The 17,271-nt window shown below is 72.6% G+C and carries 17 protein-coding genes; 5 read left to right on the top strand and 12 right to left on the bottom strand.

Features of this window, described 5'->3' with window-relative positions; translation table 11 throughout:
• The first annotated feature begins 148 nt into the window (after positions 1-148).
• Positions 149-856 carry an acetoacetate decarboxylase family protein gene (locus AC5L35_RS21305; RefSeq protein WP_495061424.1) on the top strand — a complete coding sequence of 236 codons (708 nt, stop codon included), beginning with the start codon at positions 149-151 and terminating at the stop codon, positions 854-856.
• A 320-nt stretch (positions 857-1,176) separates the two neighbouring features.
• Here AC5L35_RS21305 and AC5L35_RS21300 read toward each other — a convergent pair whose 3' ends face one another.
• The 3 genes from AC5L35_RS21300 to AC5L35_RS21290 all read right to left on the bottom strand — a co-directional run bounded on the left by AC5L35_RS21300 (position 1,177) and on the right by AC5L35_RS21290 (position 3,887).
• Complete coding sequence (locus tag AC5L35_RS21300) at positions 1,177-2,022, bottom strand: type IV toxin-antitoxin system AbiEi family antitoxin (RefSeq protein ID WP_495061423.1); 846 nt, start codon at positions 2,020-2,022, stop codon at positions 1,177-1,179.
• A 210-nt stretch (positions 2,023-2,232) separates the two neighbouring features.
• The gene (locus AC5L35_RS21295; RefSeq protein WP_495061422.1) at positions 2,233-3,093 is read right to left on the bottom strand and encodes an alpha/beta hydrolase; all 861 of its coding nucleotides are present in this window, start codon (positions 3,091-3,093) and stop codon (positions 2,233-2,235) included.
• Positions 3,090-3,887, bottom strand: coding sequence for an MSCRAMM family protein (locus AC5L35_RS21290; RefSeq protein ID WP_495061421.1), 798 nt, complete (start codon positions 3,885-3,887; stop codon positions 3,090-3,092). Before AC5L35_RS21290 ends, AC5L35_RS21295 begins: the two co-directional genes overlap by 4 nt.
• A 1,909-nt stretch (positions 3,888-5,796) precedes the next feature.
• On the opposite strand from AC5L35_RS21290, the gene malQ reads away from it, so the two are divergent.
• Together malQ and AC5L35_RS21280 are read left to right on the top strand one after the other, a co-directional pair.
• The gene (gene malQ / locus AC5L35_RS21285; protein WP_495061420.1) at positions 5,797-7,743 is read left to right on the top strand and encodes a 4-alpha-glucanotransferase; all 1,947 of its coding nucleotides are present in this window, start codon (positions 5,797-5,799) and stop codon (positions 7,741-7,743) included.
• Positions 7,744-7,800: 57 nt separating this feature from the next.
• A complete protein-coding gene (locus AC5L35_RS21280) occupies positions 7,801-8,166 on the top strand; it encodes an RNA-binding S4 domain-containing protein (protein WP_495061419.1) in 366 nt (121 codons plus the stop codon).
• A gap of 6 nt (positions 8,167-8,172) precedes the next feature.
• On the opposite strand, the gene AC5L35_RS21275 is transcribed toward AC5L35_RS21280, so the two are convergent.
• Both AC5L35_RS21275 and AC5L35_RS21270 read right to left on the bottom strand, forming a co-directional pair.
• Positions 8,173-9,072: a DMT family transporter gene (locus AC5L35_RS21275; protein WP_495061418.1), complete on the bottom strand. Its 900-nt coding sequence runs from the start codon at positions 9,070-9,072 to the stop codon at positions 8,173-8,175.
• 85 nt (positions 9,073-9,157) lie between these two features.
• Complete coding sequence (locus AC5L35_RS21270) at positions 9,158-9,502, bottom strand: STAS domain-containing protein (RefSeq protein ID WP_495061417.1); 345 nt, start codon at positions 9,500-9,502, stop codon at positions 9,158-9,160.
• Positions 9,503-9,693: 191 nt separating this feature from the next.
• Between AC5L35_RS21270 and AC5L35_RS21265 the strand changes: the two genes are divergently transcribed.
• Positions 9,694-10,149 carry an ATP-binding protein gene (locus AC5L35_RS21265; protein WP_495061416.1) on the top strand — a complete coding sequence of 152 codons (456 nt, stop codon included), beginning with the start codon at positions 9,694-9,696 and terminating at the stop codon, positions 10,147-10,149.
• A 68-nt stretch (positions 10,150-10,217) separates the two neighbouring features.
• On the opposite strand, the gene AC5L35_RS21260 is transcribed toward AC5L35_RS21265, so the two are convergent.
• Positions 10,218-11,138: a choice-of-anchor P family protein gene (locus AC5L35_RS21260; RefSeq protein WP_495061415.1), complete on the bottom strand. Its 921-nt coding sequence runs from the start codon at positions 11,136-11,138 to the stop codon at positions 10,218-10,220.
• 15 nt (positions 11,139-11,153) lie between these two features.
• Positions 11,154-11,915: a L,D-transpeptidase family protein gene (locus AC5L35_RS21255; RefSeq protein WP_495061414.1), complete on the bottom strand. Its 762-nt coding sequence runs from the start codon at positions 11,913-11,915 to the stop codon at positions 11,154-11,156.
• Positions 11,916-12,294: 379 nt separating this feature from the next.
• Here AC5L35_RS21255 and AC5L35_RS21250 point away from each other — a divergent pair, with 379 nt between their 5' ends.
• On the top strand, positions 12,295-12,762 hold the full coding sequence (locus AC5L35_RS21250; RefSeq protein ID WP_495061413.1) for a hypothetical protein: 468 nt from the start codon (positions 12,295-12,297) through the stop codon (positions 12,760-12,762).
• A gap of 25 nt (positions 12,763-12,787) precedes the next feature.
• Here the strand turns inward: AC5L35_RS21250 and AC5L35_RS21245 are convergent, their stop codons facing one another.
• The 5 genes from AC5L35_RS21245 to AC5L35_RS21225 all read right to left on the bottom strand — a co-directional run bounded on the left by AC5L35_RS21245 (position 12,788) and on the right by AC5L35_RS21225 (position 17,214).
• A complete protein-coding gene (locus tag AC5L35_RS21245; protein ID WP_495061412.1) occupies positions 12,788-13,255 on the bottom strand; it encodes a hypothetical protein in 468 nt (155 codons plus the stop codon).
• A 120-nt stretch (positions 13,256-13,375) separates the two neighbouring features.
• Positions 13,376-13,828, bottom strand: coding sequence for a hypothetical protein (locus tag AC5L35_RS21240; RefSeq protein WP_495061411.1), 453 nt, complete (start codon positions 13,826-13,828; stop codon positions 13,376-13,378).
• 58 nt (positions 13,829-13,886) lie between these two features.
• Entirely contained in the window at positions 13,887-14,210 is a 324-nt protein-coding gene (locus AC5L35_RS21235; RefSeq protein WP_495061410.1) for an STAS domain-containing protein, read from the bottom strand.
• 147 nt (positions 14,211-14,357) lie between these two features.
• Positions 14,358-15,149 carry an ATP-binding protein gene (locus tag AC5L35_RS21230; RefSeq protein ID WP_495061409.1) on the bottom strand — a complete coding sequence of 264 codons (792 nt, stop codon included), beginning with the start codon at positions 15,147-15,149 and terminating at the stop codon, positions 14,358-14,360.
• Positions 15,150-15,255: 106 nt separating this feature from the next.
• Complete coding sequence (locus AC5L35_RS21225) at positions 15,256-17,214, bottom strand: CheR family methyltransferase (RefSeq protein WP_495061408.1); 1,959 nt, start codon at positions 17,212-17,214, stop codon at positions 15,256-15,258.
• Positions 17,215-17,271 lie beyond the last annotated feature (57 nt).

Here is a 17,271-nt window from a genome sequence, read left to right as displayed (position 1 = left end):
CAGCAGCGGGCGCCATGGCGACATCGGATCACACCTGAGGCCTAGCGTGCCACTTCGTCCCACGCCACGAGAGCGCGCGACGCAATGGCCGTGAAATGTCCGACATCCACGTGTCCTCCCACCGTGGTTGGTGCGTCACACTTCCGAGGTGGCAACTCCCCTCGACGACGGCAGTTGGGAGATCCAGGGCCGCAGACTGACCCTCCCGGTGCGGATCACCGACGCCTCGGCGGCGCTGGCGACCTACCTCGTCCGCACCTCCGCGGCGAGCACGCTCGTCGCGGGCACGGGACTCTCGCTCGTGTCGGTGGCCGGCAGGACACCGCTGGTCCTGGCGTTCATCACCTACCGGGCGGGCGACCTCGGCAGCTACCACGAGGTGGCCGTCGCACTGCTGGGCCGCCACCGCCGCCGCATCGGCCCGTACATCCACCAGATGGCAGTGACGGAGACGTTCACGCTGGAGGCGGGCCGGGCGCTGTGGGGGCTGCCGAAGTGGCTCGCCAGGGCGGAGGTGGACATCACCGGCCGCGCCGCCACCGGCCGGCTGAGCGACATCTCAGGCGCGCCCGTCCTCACCGCCGCCCTGCGCACCCTGCCCTGGCGAATCCCCCTCACCCTGCCCGGCGCCCTCACCGCCCTCGCCCCGCACGGAGACACCGTGCTGGCCAGCAGGCTCCGCGGCCGGATCGGCGGACTCCGCCTCGGCCCCCGCGGCGCCACGGTGGAGCTGGCCCCCGGCCACCCGATGGCCGACGAGCTACGGGCCGTCCGCCTCCCCCGGCACCCCCTGGCGACCCTCACCGCGGAACACATCGAGTTCGACATGGCTGCGGCGGTACCAACCCCCCGCTGACCCCACCCGCCCGCCATGATTGTTCCGAGACCCACGTGTTCGCCCCGGCGAGGGCGGATCCGCGCACCTCAAACGAGCACCGAACCCCTGATCGTTCCGAGATCCGCCTGTCCGCCCCCGCGAGGGCGAACCGGTGCACGCGGCGATCATGGTGTCGGCGCCACGGACCCGCCCCATGATCGTTCCGAGATCCGGGTCTTCGCCCCCACCATTGCCGATCCGCGAATCTCGCGGCTCGGAGCGACGGGACGCGGGCCCATGATCGTTCCGAGATCCGCGTGCTCGCCCCGGCGAGGGCGGATTCGCGGATCTCGCGGCGATCAGCGGTCCAGCGCGCGCTGGACCGTCGCCGCCACCCACCACGGCCGCAGCAGCACGTCCCGCGCCCGGAACCGGAGCACGACCCATCCGTGCCGGGTGAGGTAGGCCTGCCGGTCGAGGTCGTAGAGGGCCCGTTCCGGGGTGAGGTGGTCGCGGCCGTCGTACTCCACGGCGAGCCGCGCCGCCGGGTACGCCTGGTCCAGGCGGTACGGGCCGACCGGATGCTGCAACACCGGAGCCGGCAGGCCCGCGGCCCGTAATGCGAACCGGATCCGGCTCTCCATCGGCGACTCGGCGAGGGGGTCGGCCAGCGCCACCACCTCCGGCAGTTGCGCACTCCCGCGCGCCCCGAGGTGGCGCGATCCGAGGGCAACGAGCTCGGCGGGGGCGAACCCGTGGACGTGCGCCAGTGCGTCGACCGCGACCACCGCCTCGACCAGCGGGGCTCGGCGGGCGAGGTCGAAGGCCGTGCGCTGGGGCGTGGTGACCAGGACCCCGTCGCTCCAGGTCATGATCTCCTCGACGGGAAGCCGGTCGTGGCGCACCCGCAACCCGGGCCGGTTCTTGTGGCTGCCGCCCGCGACGACGACCTCGGCCGCCGCATCCGCCGGCCCGCAGGACGCGCCCAGCAGTTCCGCCGCGGACCAGCCTCCCAGCACCCCGCGACCCTCGACGACAAGCAGCGCGGCGCGCGAGCGCAACTCCAGGTCGACCTCGACGTCGGCCCGGACGAAGATCCCGGTGAACAGTCGACGGAAGCCGGGGCCACGCAGCGCCTTCGGCGTGACGAGGCCGGCGGCGACGGCGGCGGACCCCCGGAACGGCGAGCTCAACTCGATCGGCACCACCACACCGACGACGCCCGCGCCCGCGCGGTTCCACCACCCCCATGATCATTCCGAGATCCGCGGATCCGCCCCATGATCGCCGCGAGATCCGGCTGTACGCCCCCGCTGGGGCCGATCGGCGGATCTCAGAGCGATCATGGTGCGCGGAGCCCGGACGAGATCCTCGTCTTCGCCCTTGCGAGGGCGGATCGGCGGATCTCGGGGCGATCAGCGGTGCGCGGCCAGCCACTTCCGCAGGTCGGACAGCGGGCGGTCGCGCTCGGGCTCGTTGTAGATCTCGTGCCAGAGCCCCTCGTACCAGTGCACCGTCCGGTCCGGTGAGCCGCAGGTCGACTCCAGGAGCCGCATGCCCGCGGGGTCGACGAGCTCGTCCAGGTCCCCGTGCTGCATCAGCACCGGGATCCGCAGCTCACGGGCCCGCTCGGGCAGCACGTCGAACTGCGCGAACAACGCCGACGAGAGCCCGAGCGTCGGGCGACCGTGGTGCACCAGCGGATCGGCCTGGTAGGCGGCGACGACCTCCGGGTCCTTGCTGATCTTCGTGGTGTCGATTCCGGCCGGTCGCAGCGTCGGCGCCACCAGAGCGAGCGACCGGAGTACCGCGGCAGTGGCCTTCGGCAGCGAGTTGTTGCGGAGTGCCGGCGCGGAGAGCACCAGACCGCTCAGCGTGTCCTGGTGCTCCAGCGCGTAGGCCAGCGCGATCTGGCCGCCCATGCTGTGCCCGAGCATGACGACCGGCAGGCCGTCGTGGCGGGCCACCACCTGGCGGCGGAAGGCGTCCAGGTCGGCCAGCCAGTCGTCGTAGCGGACGAGGTGGGTTCGCCGCCCTCCGGACCGTCCGTGGCCGCGGTGGTCGAGGCCGTAGACCGCCCACCCGTCCGGCAGGACGGCATCCTCGACGTTGCCGTAGCGGCCGGAGTGCTCACCGAGGCCGTGGACGACCAGCAGCACGCCCGTGGGCTCCCCGGCGGGCAACCGGCCCTGCCAGTAGATCTCCACGCCACGCGCACCGGTGAACCTGCCCTCGACCCGCCTCGCCTGTTCCCGTTCATCGAGTCCGTCGGTCATGGCCTTCCGATGCTCAGGTCGTCGTCGGTCCGGTCGTACGCGGCGCCGACACCAGCCGGCTCCAGATCGACGTCATGGCGCAGGTCGGCCTCGTCCGGCATCTCGAGCAGGATCGCGATGGGCTCGCATCCCGCTGCGACGACCGACAGCCCGTACTCGCCGCCTGCGAGGTCCTCGATGCGGTACTCGGCGTCCGGACCGGTGTCGACCGAGTCGACGATCTCGCCGTCCTGCACCAGCGTGACGCGCGCGCCCGCGATCGGGCCGTCCTCTCCGTGTACCGACCCGGACAGCGACGCCGACCGCACCAGCAGTACCTCGGTGTCGATCGGGCCGTCCATCACCGTGATCGCGGTGGCGCCGGGCTGGTGTCCGGGAGCCGTGCAGACGAGCACGAAGCTGCCGGCGCCCGGAGCACGCATCTCGCCGCGCCCGTCGGCTCCCGCGACGTCCTCCGCGACGACCCGGCCCCTGTCGTCGAGCAGCGTGACGGCGACCTTGCCGGCCGGAGCGCCGCCGCGGCGCACGGCACGGAACCGCACCGGCTGCGGCGCTCCCTGCACCGGCGGTTCCGGCACGGGCTCGTGCCGGCTGACCAGTTGCACCACCGGCGCGCTGTCCGGGCGCAGACTGGGGTCGGCGAAGCCGAACGTGCGCAGCAGCGCGAGGTCGGCCGCGGCCTGCTCGGCGGCCCGTTCGACGGCGGACTGCCGGGCGTGGGCGGCGGCCGCATCCGCGCTCCCTGCGGCGGGGGCGGCCCCGCTCGGCGTCGGAGGTCCGGAAGTGGCGGGCACGACCGCGAGCGATCGCCCTGACCCGGACTCCCCACGGGTCGCCGGCTCGACGGAGGGAGGTCGGACGGGCGCAGATCCAGCGCCGGTGCCCGCGGGGCCGGCGGAGGTCGGTCGAGCACCAGCGGACGCGGCGGCCACGGAACCGACGAGGGCACCGCTGGAGCCGACGGTGCCTGGCCCGCCGGCAGTAGGCCGCGCACCCTCGGATGCGCCGGCACGGCGGTCGGCGGCGCCGGCCCCGACGGCGCCCGAACCAGCGGCGCCCGAACCGGGAGCGGTCGGCCCGGTAGGTACCGGCCCGGCGGCAGTCGACTCATCACCGGGCGACCCGGGCGCGCTCGCCCCGGCAGTGCCGGACCTCGCGGCGCCCGAACCACCGGCGCCCGACTGAGCAGTCGGCCCCGCAGGAACCGGCCCGGCAGCGGTCGGTCCGGCAGTCCCGGACCTCGCCGCGCCCGAACCAGCAACGCCCGACTGAGCAGTCGGCCCCGCAGGAATGAGCCCGGCACCGGTCGGCCCGGCACCGGTCGGCCCGGCACCGGTCGGCCCGGCAGCGGTCGGCCCAGCAGCGGTCGGCCCAGCAGCGGTCGGCCCAGCAGCGGTCGGCCCAGCAGCGGTCGGCCCAGCAGCGGTCGGCCCACCAGCACCTGAATTGGGAGCAGCCGACCCGGCGGCGCTCGACCCGGCAGGCGTCGATCGGCCGGCGTCCGGATTGGCAATCGAGTCGGCAACACCCGACCCAGCAGCACCCGACGCGGCAGTTGGCTCGGCAGCAGAAGCCCCGTCAGCGCTCAGCCCGGCGGCAGTCGGCTCGGCAGCGCCCGACCCAACAGCGCCCGACCCCGCAGCAGTCGGCTCGGCGGCGGCCGTCCCGGCACCCCCCGGTTCGGCAGAAGCGGGGTCGGCAGCGGGGGTCGGTGAGCGGTCGGCTCCTTCCCGCGGGTCCGGGATCTCCTCCCGGCCCCTGCCGGACTCACCGAAGCCCGGGTCGGGGGCCGGCGCGGCGGGGGCGCTTCTCGCGTCCTCCTCGGCGTCGACATCGGCCCAGTCCGCCCACCCGGCCCACGCCTCGGACCCCGTGCCGGAGGACCGGTCGGTCGGCGACACCAGGCGCAGGGGGACGATCTCCACGGACGCCGGTGCCTGCCACGACCCGGTGCCGTCGCCACCCGCGACCATCCGGGCGGCGCGGCCCCACGGGGTGTCGTCGACGGTGGGCAGCAGTTGAGGGGCGGGCTGCTCCCGCGGGGGTTCGGCCGGGCGTGGGATGTGCACCGCGGGGGCCGGCTGCTCGGGGATCCCGGCAGCGCCCGCCTGAGCGGTTTCCGGTCCGGCCTGGCGCTCCGGCTCCCACGGGCTGGGCGCGGCGGCCTGGGGCCGGTCGGACACAACCGTGACCGGACCCGGCGGCGAGGGCTCGGGTGGTCCGGCTCTGTCGGGCGCGGCCGCGTCCCGCCCGCCGTTCTGCACCGCCACAGCAGCCGCAACCAGCGATCCGCTGCTCTCGGCCCGGAGCCGGACGAGGTCGGCGACGGTCTTCGGGCGGTTCGGGTCGGAGCCGGCCGTCCGGCTGCGCAGGAGCATGAACACACCGACGGCCACGACGGCGACACCCAATGCGATCAGACCCAGCGTGCTCATCCCGGCAGTCTCCCGCTCCCCCGTCACCACCCCATGACCCCCGGTGACAACGATCATGCGGCCGGGACCACCATGGACGCACGTGCGCTGCGGGAGTACCGGGCGAATAGCCCAGCGAGGAACCTAGCACCCGTGGGGCGCCTCGATCAGGTAGTGGTGGGTGGGTTGTTACCGCTGGTAATGCCACGTACGTGGGCTCTCGGCGTGACGGCGGGCCCGATCTCCCCCTGATCGGGGTAGATCAGGTGCGGTGCGGGAACGGAGCGATGTGGACACAGAGCTGAGGGAACTGGCCGCTGCGCACGGCGTGGCGACGGAGTACCGAGACGGGGGGCGGCGGCCGGTACAGGTCGATCCGGATGTCGTGATCCAGGTGCTCGGCCTGCTCGACGTCGACGCCGGCAGTCCCGAGGCAACACGGGCCGCACTGGCCGTGGCGCGGGCCGGTGCTGCGGCAGGGAAGCTGCCCGGCACGATCTCGGCGCGCACGGACCGGCCGCGCCCGTTGCCGGGCCCCGGTGTGCTGGTCGACGAGCTGGGCGCACGGCGGGAGGTCACCGAGATCCCCGCCGGGTTGGAGCCGGGCTGGTACCGGCTCGAGACGGGCGACCAGGAGGTGACCGTCGTCGTCGCACCGCCTGCGCTCGAGCCCTCCCCGCGCACCTGGGGCTGGATGCTGCAGCTCTACGCGCTGCACTCGGCGGGCTCGTGGGGCATCGGCGACCTCGGCGACCTGCGGGAGTTCACCGCCTGGACGGGATCCGAGCACGGCGCGGGCGCGGTGCTGCTCAACCCGCTGCACGCGATCACGCCCGTGCCGCCGGTGCAGCCGTCGCCGTACACGCCGTCGAGCAGGCGCTTCGGCACACCGATGGCGCTGCGGATCACCGACCTCGAGGCGTACCGCCGCGCCGACGGTCCGACCCGGGCCGAGGTGGACGCACTCCGCCCGGAGACGGCGGGCGGGGAGATCGAGCACGACCGGGTGTGGGCGGCCAAGCGCGCGGCGCTGGAACTGCTGTGGCGCTCCGAGGGCCGTCCCGAACCCCGCGACGCGGACGCCGACCTGTGGGAGTTCGCCACGTTCTGCGCGCTCGCGGAACGTTTCGGCGGACGGTGGAGCCTGTGGCCGGAGCAGCTGCGGCACCCGGACGCACCCGGTGTGGCCGGGATGCGCAAGGAGCTCGGCCCGCGGGTGGCGTTCCACGCCTGGGTGCAGCAGCAGGTGCAGGCGCAGCTCGCCGGCGTGCGGGACGCCGCGCGGGCCGCCGGGGTGCGCGTGGTGCACGACCTGGCCGTCGGATGCGACCCGCAGGGCGCCGACGGCTGGGCACTGCAGGAGGTGCTGGCCCTCGGGGTGCGGGTGGGCGCTCCGCCGGACGCGTTCAGCCAGCAGGGGCAGGACTGGGGGCTTCCCCCGTGGCGCCCGGACCGGCTCGCTGCCACCGGGTACGCCGCGTACCGCGACCTGCTGCGCGCGCTGCTCCGGCAGGCCGACGGGCTGCGGATCGACCACGTGGCAGGCCTCTGGCGGCTCTGGTGGGTACCGCCGGGCGAGTCGGCCGACCGCGGCACCTACGTCCACTACGACGCCGAGGTCATGCTCGCGGTGCTCACCCTCGAGGCCCACCGGGCGGGCGCGCTGGTGATCGGCGAGGACCTGGGCACCGTCGAGCCGGAGGTCACCGAGGGGCTCGCGGAGAAGGGGATGCTCGGATCGTCGGTCCTGTGGTTCACCCGCGATCTCGACGCGCCCGGCGAGCCGCTGCTGCCTCCGGAGCGCTGGCCGGAGGAGTCGGTGGCCACGGTGTCGACGCACGATCTGCCGACAGCTGCCGGCTTCCTGCGGGGCGAGCACGTGCGGGCGCGAGCCGAGCTGGGTCTGCTCGACGACGTGGCGGCCGAGGCGGCCAAGGCGCGCATCGACCGGCTGGAGCTGGTGGAGCTGCTGCGCGGGGAGGGTCTTGTCACCGGCGAGGACCCCGGTGAGGACCAGTTGGTGGTCGCGATCCATGCGCTGCTCGCCCGCAGCCGATCGCGGTTGGTGCTCATCTCCCCCTACGACGTCGTGGGGGAGGTCCGCCAGCCCAACCTGCCGGGGACGGTCGACGAGTACCCGAACTGGCGGCTGCCGCTGCCGGTCTCACTCGAGGAGCTCCGCCAGGATCCCCGCGTGCGTGTGGTGGTCGACCAGCTGCGCATCCGTCGCCCGTGAGTCACCGCTGAGTGTGCGGCTCTCGCGCCGGTGGGCGGCAGCGGCCATCATCGGGATGTGGAGTCGACTCGACTGGACCGCTGGCTGTGGGCGGTGCGCCTGACCAAGACCCGCCCGGACGCCGCGTCGGCCTGCCGCGGCGGGCACGTGCGGGTGAACGACCGCCCGGCGAAGCCGGCCACCCTCGTGCAGCCCGGCGACGAGGTGCGGGCGCGGGTGCACGACACGACCCGGATCGTGGAGGTGGTCCGGGTGATCCAGAAGCGGGTGGGTGCCGCCGACGCGGCCACCTGCTTCATCGACCGCACCCCGGCTCCCCCGCCGGAGGCCGCCATCCCCGTGGCCCGGCGCGACCGCGGCGCCGGGCGTCCCACCAAACGGGAGCGCCGCATCCTCGACGAGTTCCGCGCGGGAGGGCTGTGACTGCCGTCAGGACGCCGGCGCCACCTGCACGACGGGCTCTCGGGTGCGCTCACGCAGGCCGAGCGCGGTGACCGACGCGACCACCACGGCCAGGCCCAGCCACTGCGTCGGGCTCAGCTCGGTGCCGAGCAGGCCCACTCCCACCAGCGTGGCGGTCACGGGGAACGCGAGCTCGGCGAGCGTCGCGCGGGCGGCGGCGGTGGAGCGCAGGCCGAGGTAGTACAGCGCCAGCCCGAGCAGGCCGGGGATCAGCGCGAGGAGTACGAGCGGACCGAGCTGGGCCGGGGTGACGGCGACGGGTGCGCCCTGCGCAGCGAGCACGATCGCGCTGGCCGGCAGCCCGATCGCGAACCGGAGCACGGTGACATCGCGGCTGGCGATACGCACGCTCACCATCCGGCCGAGCACCGTGCCCACGGCCCACAGCGCGGCAGCGCCCACTGCCAGCAGCGCGGCGAGCACCGCCTTCGGCGCCGCCGAGAACGGGTCTGCGAAGGCCATCAACCACGCCCCCGCGAGGGCGGGCACCGCGAACAGCCAGTACCGGCCGCGCATCCGTTCTCCGAGCAGCAGAGCCGCTGCCACCACGGCGATCACGGGTTGCAGCTTCTGCAGCACGAGCGGGGTGACCGGGTCACCGAGCTGGAAGGCCTGCGTGAACAGCGCCGTCGCGACGGCGGAGGCACCGGCGCCGATCAGGACCAGCGCGGTGCGTTCCTTGGGTGTGGCCGAGCGGAAGGCCCGCACCGCGGAGGGCAGGAACGGCACCAGCACCAGCACGATCAGCAGGTGCTCCCAGAACACGATCGTCGCTGCCGGGAGCTGTCCGGCGAGCGGCTGACGGAGCAGGCCGTCGGTACCCCACAGCGCCGCCGCGACCGCGATCAGCCAGGTCCGGTCGGGCACGCCTCCACGTTGATCCACATGGCACCCAACGCAGGCGGGGCACGATCCATACCCGCAGCCGATCACGGGACGGCGCAGGGCCGGTTCAGCTGATCGTCAGGGTCGCGTCGAGCCCCGTGAGCGCCAGCAACCGCCGGCACCGGGGCGTGGGTCCGACGAGCCGCAGCCGCCCGGGCATCGCGCGGAGTCTGCGGTCGGAACGGGCGAAGGCGGTGAGCCCGGCGGCCGCGACGAACGTCAGGCCGACGACGTCGAGATCGACCTCGCGGTACCCGCGCTCGCAGAGCAGATCCAGCTCCCGTTCCAGGTGAGGAGCCGTGAGCATGTCCAGCTCGCCGATGACCCGGACGGTGGCCTTCGGCGGATCACCGGCTACCTCGAGGGCGAACGCCGGCGGATCGACGGTCGGTTGCCGCGATGGTACCTGCATGATGCGACCCCTTCTCCGACGGCGGCCGGCCCGGCCGCTGCTGAAGGGTCCAACGGATCTGAACCGTACCCCAGCACCGACACCCCGGAGGCGTCCGATTGGGCGCACCCGGCTGTGGGTACGCCCTTTCCGACCGCCGGAGATCCTGACGGATCTGCGCACGTGGCACGGATGCCGACCGGGAGTGATCGATGTCTGCGCCCGCCCGAGGCCCGGACCCGTTGAGGCTGCGCCTCGACGGACCGTCACTGCCGTACGAGTTGGCGGCCGTGCGGAGCCGCATGGCCGCGTGGGCAGAAGGTCTCGGGGCGTCCGAGGAGACGGTGGACGACCTGGTGCTGGCCACCCACGAAGCGCTCGCCAACGTCGCCGACCACGCCTACCCCGACAGCGACGGCGCGATGGCATTGTTGGACGCGGAGCTGACCGGCGACGGTGAGATCGTCGTGGTGGTCCGCGACCAGGGACGATGGCGGGCACCGGCGGCCGACCCCGGGTGGCGGGGCCGGGGGCTGCTCATCATCCGGGGGCTCAGCGACGACGCCGACGTCCGTCACGACGACACGGGCACCACTGTGGAGATGCGCTGGCGGCTGCCGTCGGCTCCCGACGGACGAGCCCGGACCGGGCCGCGGGGCGACGGCTGAGCAACGGCGGAAACGACGAACGGGCGGGGGCCGAATCGGCCCCCGCCCGTTAGCAGGAATCGCGAAGATCAGCCGGTGACCGGCAGGGACGCGTCCATGACCTCGGGCTTCGGCGCGGTCGCGACCGCAGCGGTGTCGGTGTCAGCGGCGTTGTCGTCGTCGCCGTTGTCGTCACCGTTGCCGTCACCATTGCCGTTGCCGTCACCGTTGCCGTTGCCGTCACCGTTGTCATCGCCGTCGCCGGCGCTGCAGGTGGCCGAGCCGACGGTGATCGTCTGCACCGGCTTGGACGGGTCGACCTGGACGCCGAGCTCGCCGCTCAGCCCGTCGACCACGTCACGAACGGTGTTGACGCCGCCCGGGAGGTCGGCGCCGAGCAGGCCGCCCAGCTCCGGAAGGGCCTTGCGCTCGTCGCTGGTGAGCACCCGGTCCAGGTCCTCGCCGGCACCCGGCAGCACGGTGAGCTCGATGCCCGTGACCGTGAGGGAGCCGTCCTCGTGACGGACCTGGTCGTTCAGGGTCAGCTTCAGCAGGGGCGAGATGTCGATCGCCTGGCTGGGCACCGGGGCCTCCGGCAGGTCGCGGCCGAGGATCGTGCCGCGGATGATCTGCAGGCCGCCGTCACCGTCGTTGCAGTAGGTGCGCACCAGGTCGGCGCGGAGCAACTGGAGGAGGTTGAGCTTCGTGACCGAGGTCTCCGCCGACCCACCCTTGGCCTCTGCGGTCAGGACCCCGACGCCGATGTCGCTCTGGTGCTCGCCCAGAACGTCACCGATGCCCGCCAGCTGGCCCTCGACGTGGTTGCCGTCGGTCGACTCCACGTAGGTGACCGGGTCGATCTTCAGGAGGCCGGAGGCCGACAGGGCGTACGCCGAGTCGGGCGCAGCCTCCTGCGCGACCGCGACGGACGAGCCGAGGAGCAGAGCCGTCACCGCTGTTGCGGCGCTGAACGCCGCCGCCCCCGCGCCGGCGAGCTTCTTCGTGTTCACTGTGGTGCAAACCCCTCAATCTTCATCGATCATCACGAGGGTGCCGAGCGGCACCTCGGACAGCTGGTCGAGCGCATCGGCCGGCACCCGGATGCATCCATCGCTGGTTGCGGTGCCGTAGACGTCATCGGTCGGCCAGGTGTGGATGGCGACGGTCCCGGGACCACCGCCGAAGGTGTCGTGCGTCGGGCTGTGTGTCCCGAGCGGGAGGATCACCGGCGAGTAGGTCTGCTTCTTGTCGGAGAACGCTCCGAGCAGGAAGGTCCGACCTGTCGGCGTGGGAGCGGACTCCTTGCCGATGCCGACGGTCCACTGACCGACGACCTTGTCGTCGCGGTGCAGCTCGAGCTTCTTCGACCCGAGGTGCACAGTGACGAGGTAGGGCGTGTTCGCGCGCTTGACGTCCTCCGAGCGCAGCCAGCCCGTCGAACCGTTCGGCTTCGACGGCAGCAGGACCTGCACCCAGCCCGAGTCCTCCCCGATCACGGGCAGCCAGGTGTCGCCGATCTGCGTCGGCTCCATCCTGGCGATGGCGCGTCCGTTCGGGGAGTCGTGGACCGGCGTCTCCCGGATCGGGTGGACGACGAGCCCGTCCGTCTTCGCTGTCGCCGCCGAGTCCTGAGGAGCACCGTCCACTGTGGTGTACGTGCTGCTCAGGGGGAGCTCGCCGGCGGCAGGCGCGACCTCACCTGCTGCGATGCCCGCAGGCGACGCGGCAGGTGGCCCACTGAAGGCGGCGAAGCCGATCACCACGGCCAACACCGCGACAACGCCCACAACCGCTCCGATCAGGAGCGGCTTGCGGGATGGACGTGACGGATCTTCGGATGACGCCACCTGTTGTGGCGATGTGTGCTGTGGCATAAGACCCAAACCGTGCGAATCAGACAGGGATGGCCGCGTTCGGGTGACTACCTCGAGCCCCCCGGCTGCAGTGCGCGCAACGATGAAACGACGGAGACTCCATCGGGGTTACGACCAAGATTTTTTCTCACGATCCGCTGAACAGGTCGTCACTCAGAGTGAGTGAATCGGCAGTCCACAGCGGACGGAGCGAACACCGGAATGGGCGGGGGTGCACGACGCCGGTAAGTGCACCACTCATCGCCTGATCGGCCGGATTCCTGCAGCTGAACGCCGGGTAATCAGGTGCGAGGTGATCATCATGGTCGATGACGACAAGACCAGCCCCGACAAGCAAATATCGGACGTCCAACAGGAAGCTCCTGGCGGCCGGTCGAGCCGAGGACCGGAATACGGCACGGCAGGCGAAACCCAGGTGCCGACACCCCCCTATGACGACCTACGGGGCGAGAACAGTGGCGAAGGCGCGGAAGGAACCCGCAAGGCGTTCGACGCCTCGACTGCGGGGCCCCCCGGGCCACCGTCTCCCGCATCCGACGAGGAACGGTCGGGGATGGCCGCGACCGAGATGAACCCGGAACCCCCTCTCGGAGTCGGCGAGAAACACGGCAAGGGCGGCGAGGAGATCGCGCCCGACCGTGACGACGTCGGGACCAAGGGCGCGGCAGGCCGACCGGTCGGCCGAACCGACGAGGACGGCAGCGGGACGTCACAGGACCCCCGCTCCCCCGACCTCCCGGCGGGCGACCAGGGCGGCTGAGACGGGAACCACCGGCCCGGCGCCGCTACCAGCGCGCCGGGCCGGGTACGCCGCCGCCCCATGGCCCCGCGAGCCTGCAGCCGTACGACGCACCGCCGCGGGACCTGCAGCCCGCGGCGGTGACCCTCCACCCGGAGCTCGTCCTGGTCAGGAAGACCGTGTCCCCGACGAGTTGCACCTGCGCCTCGTCGCCCCGCACCGTCGACGACACGACCGCGCCCTCGGGAAGCGAGAGCTGCGCCATGGCCCGGACGCACGACTCGGACCGTGCCGCCTCCACCGCCGCCACGGTGGCCGGTGCCAGCACCGCACACCGGGCGGAGGGGTCGGCCGCTGCGAACGTGGACGCGATCCGCTCGATCTCCGGCTGTTGACCGGCGCACCCGGCCAGCAGCAACACCGCAGCCAGGAGCACGGCGCCGCGCACGCCCACGCGGCTCCGGACCATGGCGGGCGGGTTCGCTGCCCGTCCCGTGGCGACGCTTTCGGACACCTCACCAGATAGCAGGCCGGCCGGGCCCGCGCGCAAGCCGGACACCGTGGGCACAGGCGCGGCCGGTCGGCCGTTCTCGCAGGCAGCAGCATCGCCCGGCCGTGCCCGTGGCGGCCGAAGTCACCCCGGCGGCTCGCGGTCCTCGCCACGAAGCAGCGCCAGCGCCGTCGATGCCCGCCCGAGAAAGAGGGTGCGCTCGCGTCCGTTCGCGGTGAGCGACGCCGCCTGCGCGAACTCGACGTGGGCCTCGCCGTGCCTGCCGAGCTTGGTCAGCAGGTCGCCCCGCACGCTGGGCAGGAAGTGGTATCCCGCGAAGGCGGGCTCCGTACCCAGCTGGTCGAGCAGGTGCAGGCCGGCGGCGGGACCGAACGCCATGCCGACGGCGACCGCCCGGTTCAGCTCCACCACAGGAGACCGCGCCATCTCCGCGAGCACGTCGTACAGCGTCGCGATTCGCGCCCAGTCCGTGTCGGCGGCGGTGAGTGCCCGGGCATGGCACGCGGCGATCGCGGCCTGCACCGCGTACTCCCCGTGCCTCCCGCGCTGGTTGCCGGAATCTTTTCCGGAGCCCATGCCGCCGACACCGCGGCGATCACCTGCAGCCCCCGCCCGCGTGGAGCGAGCTCGAGGATCAGGCGTCGGCGGCAGGTCGTGCGTGGCACCTGCGCAGGCTCAGCTCGTCCTCGAGGTGCAGCTCGCCTGCCAGACCGAGGATGTCGGCCAGCCTCTCCATGGCCCGGCCCGGGACGATCCGCAGCCGGCCGCCACCGATGGCAGCGCGGCGGGTGGCGTCGACGAGAACGGTCACTCCTGCGCAGTCGATGAACGTGACACTGCGCAGATCGAGAAGGATCTCACCGGAGCACGCCGCGAGTTCGGCCGCGAGCCGGGCGGCGGTCGCGAGCTCGATCTCGCCGTCGGCATGCAGCAGGGTGGCATGCTCGTGGCGCTCCATTGCGTCCTGAGCACCCCCGTCCCGGCGAACCCACCGTAGCCCGGAATCTCGCATTCACACTGAATTCCTTCCGGAAATATCTCCGGCGTCAATTCTGGTCCCCCAGGCCGGGTAGGACGAGCGGCTGACACGCCGCTTGACCAGGCGTCAGGGTAGGGCGGTTCCATCCCTGCGTCGACGGTTGGACGGGTGGATCTGCCTCGGCGCAGGCGGCACGGAGACAAGCGCCCACACCGTTTTCCCGTCGAGATGATCGCTCACCCCCCAATGCGTGGCCACGGCGGCGACGACGTGCAGACCCCGGCCGTGGTGGGCGCCGAGCACGCGCGGACGGGGCCGGGCATCGTCACCGGGACGGTAGTCACGCACCTCGATCCACAACCCCCGGTCGTCCCACCCGATGCGGAGGCGGCTCTCGCTGCCCGCGTGCTGCACCGCGTTGGAGACGAGCTCGGTCACGACGAGGGCGGCGTCGTCGGCCAACGCCGGCACCTCCCAGTCCGTGCACGTGTCCCGGAGGAACGCCCGTGCGGCCCCCGGCGCGGCCAGATCCGCCGGCAGCTCGCGGTCCCGGACGACGCGGGCGGGTCGCTCGAACAGTCGTCGCTCGGCATTGGCCAGGGTGGCGACCACCGGGACAGTCCGCCCGACGTGCAGCTTCCCGAGGCCTGCCGCCATGCGCTCGTCGGCACCGAAGAGCACCAGCAGTCCCGTGGGCCAGCCGCCCGCTTCCGTCAGGACGGCGGGAAAGACCTGCACCGCAGGCAGCCATTCGAGCCGCATGCGGGACAGGTCGACGAGGAGGCGCCCGTGATCCGCGAGCAGCTTGAGCAGCAACCGCCGGACGTCCGTCTGGGTACCCTGGCGGAGAGCGCCCGAGAGCACCACGACGGCGTGGTCGTCGCGCTCGTCGAGGCCGGCCAGGACACCGCTCACCACCACTGAATGCAACCTCCCGATTACGGAGGATAGGCACAGGCGACACCAAGGGCATGCTGTGGCGCAGGCCACACCGATCGGACGGTCTGCCCGGTGGGGCCGACGGTCAGTGGGCGGCCGCTCCGTCGGCGCGCGACATCCCGCCTGCCGGTTCGCGACCGTTGCCGTCGGCGCTACCGTCCGCGGCCACGGTGTCGGAGCCGGTGCCGCCGTTCGGGCGGTCGGCCATTGCCTCCTGCTCCATCATCAGGATCACCCCGGCGGCCCCGCCGTCCGATCCGCGGAGCGGGCTGGCGAGCACGCGCACGAGGATCGGGCGGCCCCGCCGGTTGACCGCGGCCACTGCCAGCTCGTGCAGACCCTCGTCCGCCGCCAGCGCCTGCCGGACGAGCGGGCGGAGCCGATCGAGCGGCAGGCCGATGTCGAGGTTGAGGAAGTGCTCGCCGACCGCCTCATCGGTGCGCAGCCCCCACAGCTCCTCCGCCTGGCGGTTCCACACCTGCACCCGCAGCTCGGGACCGAGGACGACGACCCCCGCACGCAGGCTCGACAGGATGGTCTCCAGGAAACCGTTGGCCTGGTCGAGCTCGGTGGTGCGGTCCTGCAGCTCGTCGTTGATCGTCTGCAGCTCGTCGTTGGTGGACTGGAGCTCCTCGTTCATCGTCTCCAGCTCCTCGTTGGTGGACTGGAGCTCCTCGTTCGTCGTCTCGAGCTCCTCCACCGTCGACTGGAGCTCCTCGTTGGTGGTCTCCAGCTCCTCGTTGGTGCTCTGCAGCTCCTCGTAGGCGGTCTCCAGCTGCCGGTTGGTCTGCTCCAGCTCGTCCTGCAGCCGCCGCGCCTGGGTGACGTCGTGGAAGACGACGCTGACCCCGAGCAGGCCCCTCTCCCCGGTGGCGAGGGGGGTGATGTGCACCTCGACGTCGAGGCGCTCGCCGCCCCGGACGTAGGAGACGTCAGGCACCCGCACGATGCGCCGCTCGAGCTGGGCCTGCTCGATGTACTGGCGCAGCTCGACAGGGCGGTAGGACAGGTCGAGGTCGCGGAAGGGACGTCCCACGTCCCTCGCCGACACCCCGTAGAGGTGCTCGGCCTGATGGTTGGCCAGCGCGACCCGACCGTCCGCGGTGAGGACGACCTGCGCGAGCGGGCCCGTCATGAGCGTCTCGTGACGCAGCAACTCCACCCCGGGCAGCTCGGCCCGCGGGGCGGAGACCGGCACCTCGGCGAACGCGGTGCCGTTGCCGACGGGCTGCCGAGGCACCTTGCGGAAGATCCTGCGCTTGAGGTCGATGGGCAGGAACAGCGTCGAGTGGCTCAGCAACATCTCGGCCTTGCCGAGGAACAGCACACCGGCGTCGGCGAGTGCGAAATGGAAGCGCGACAGGATGCGGGCCTGGGTCTCGGCGTTGAAGTACATCAGTGAGTTGCGGCAGACCAGCAGGTCGATCCGCGAGATGGGCGCGTCCTGCACGAGGTCGTTACGACCGAAGATCACCGCCCGCCGCAGGTCCTTGCGGAAGACGAAGCGGCCGCCGGACTGCTCGAAGTACTTCTCGAGGTACTCCTCCTGCGTGACTCCCTGGATCTCCCGCGGCGAGTAGCTCGCGTGCCTGGCCTGCGCCAGGCTCTCCTCGTCCACGTCGGTGGCGTAGATCTTCACGCGCCGCCGGAACTCGTCGGGGCTGAGCAGCTCGGCGAGCACGATCGCCAGCGTGTAGGCCTCCTCGCCGGATGCGCAGCCCGCGCTCCAGACCCGGATCGGTTCGCCGCTCGCCTTCGCCGCGAGCAGCGCAGGCAAAATCTCCGTCTGCAACGCGGCCCAGGCGTCGGGATCCCGGAAGAACCCCGTCACATTGATCAGGATCGTGTTGAACAGCGCCGTGAACTCCTCGGCGTGCACCTGGAGGTAGTCGAGGTAGTCCCCGTACTCGGGGATGTTCAGCTGCGCCATCCGCCGCTCGACGCGGCGGGTCAGGCTCGAGCGCTTGTAGCCGGTGAGGTCGAACCCCCGGGCGTCCCGCAGGTAGACGAGGAGCTCCTCGAACGCCGCGTTCGGTTGCGACACGTTGCCTCCTCACGCACGGCCGGTGGCGTGCACGTTCGTGGGACCGCACGGTAGACC

The organism is Pseudonocardia sp. OZ21, from assembly GCF_059359135.1.
This window is presented reverse-complemented; position numbering and strand designations above follow the sequence as displayed.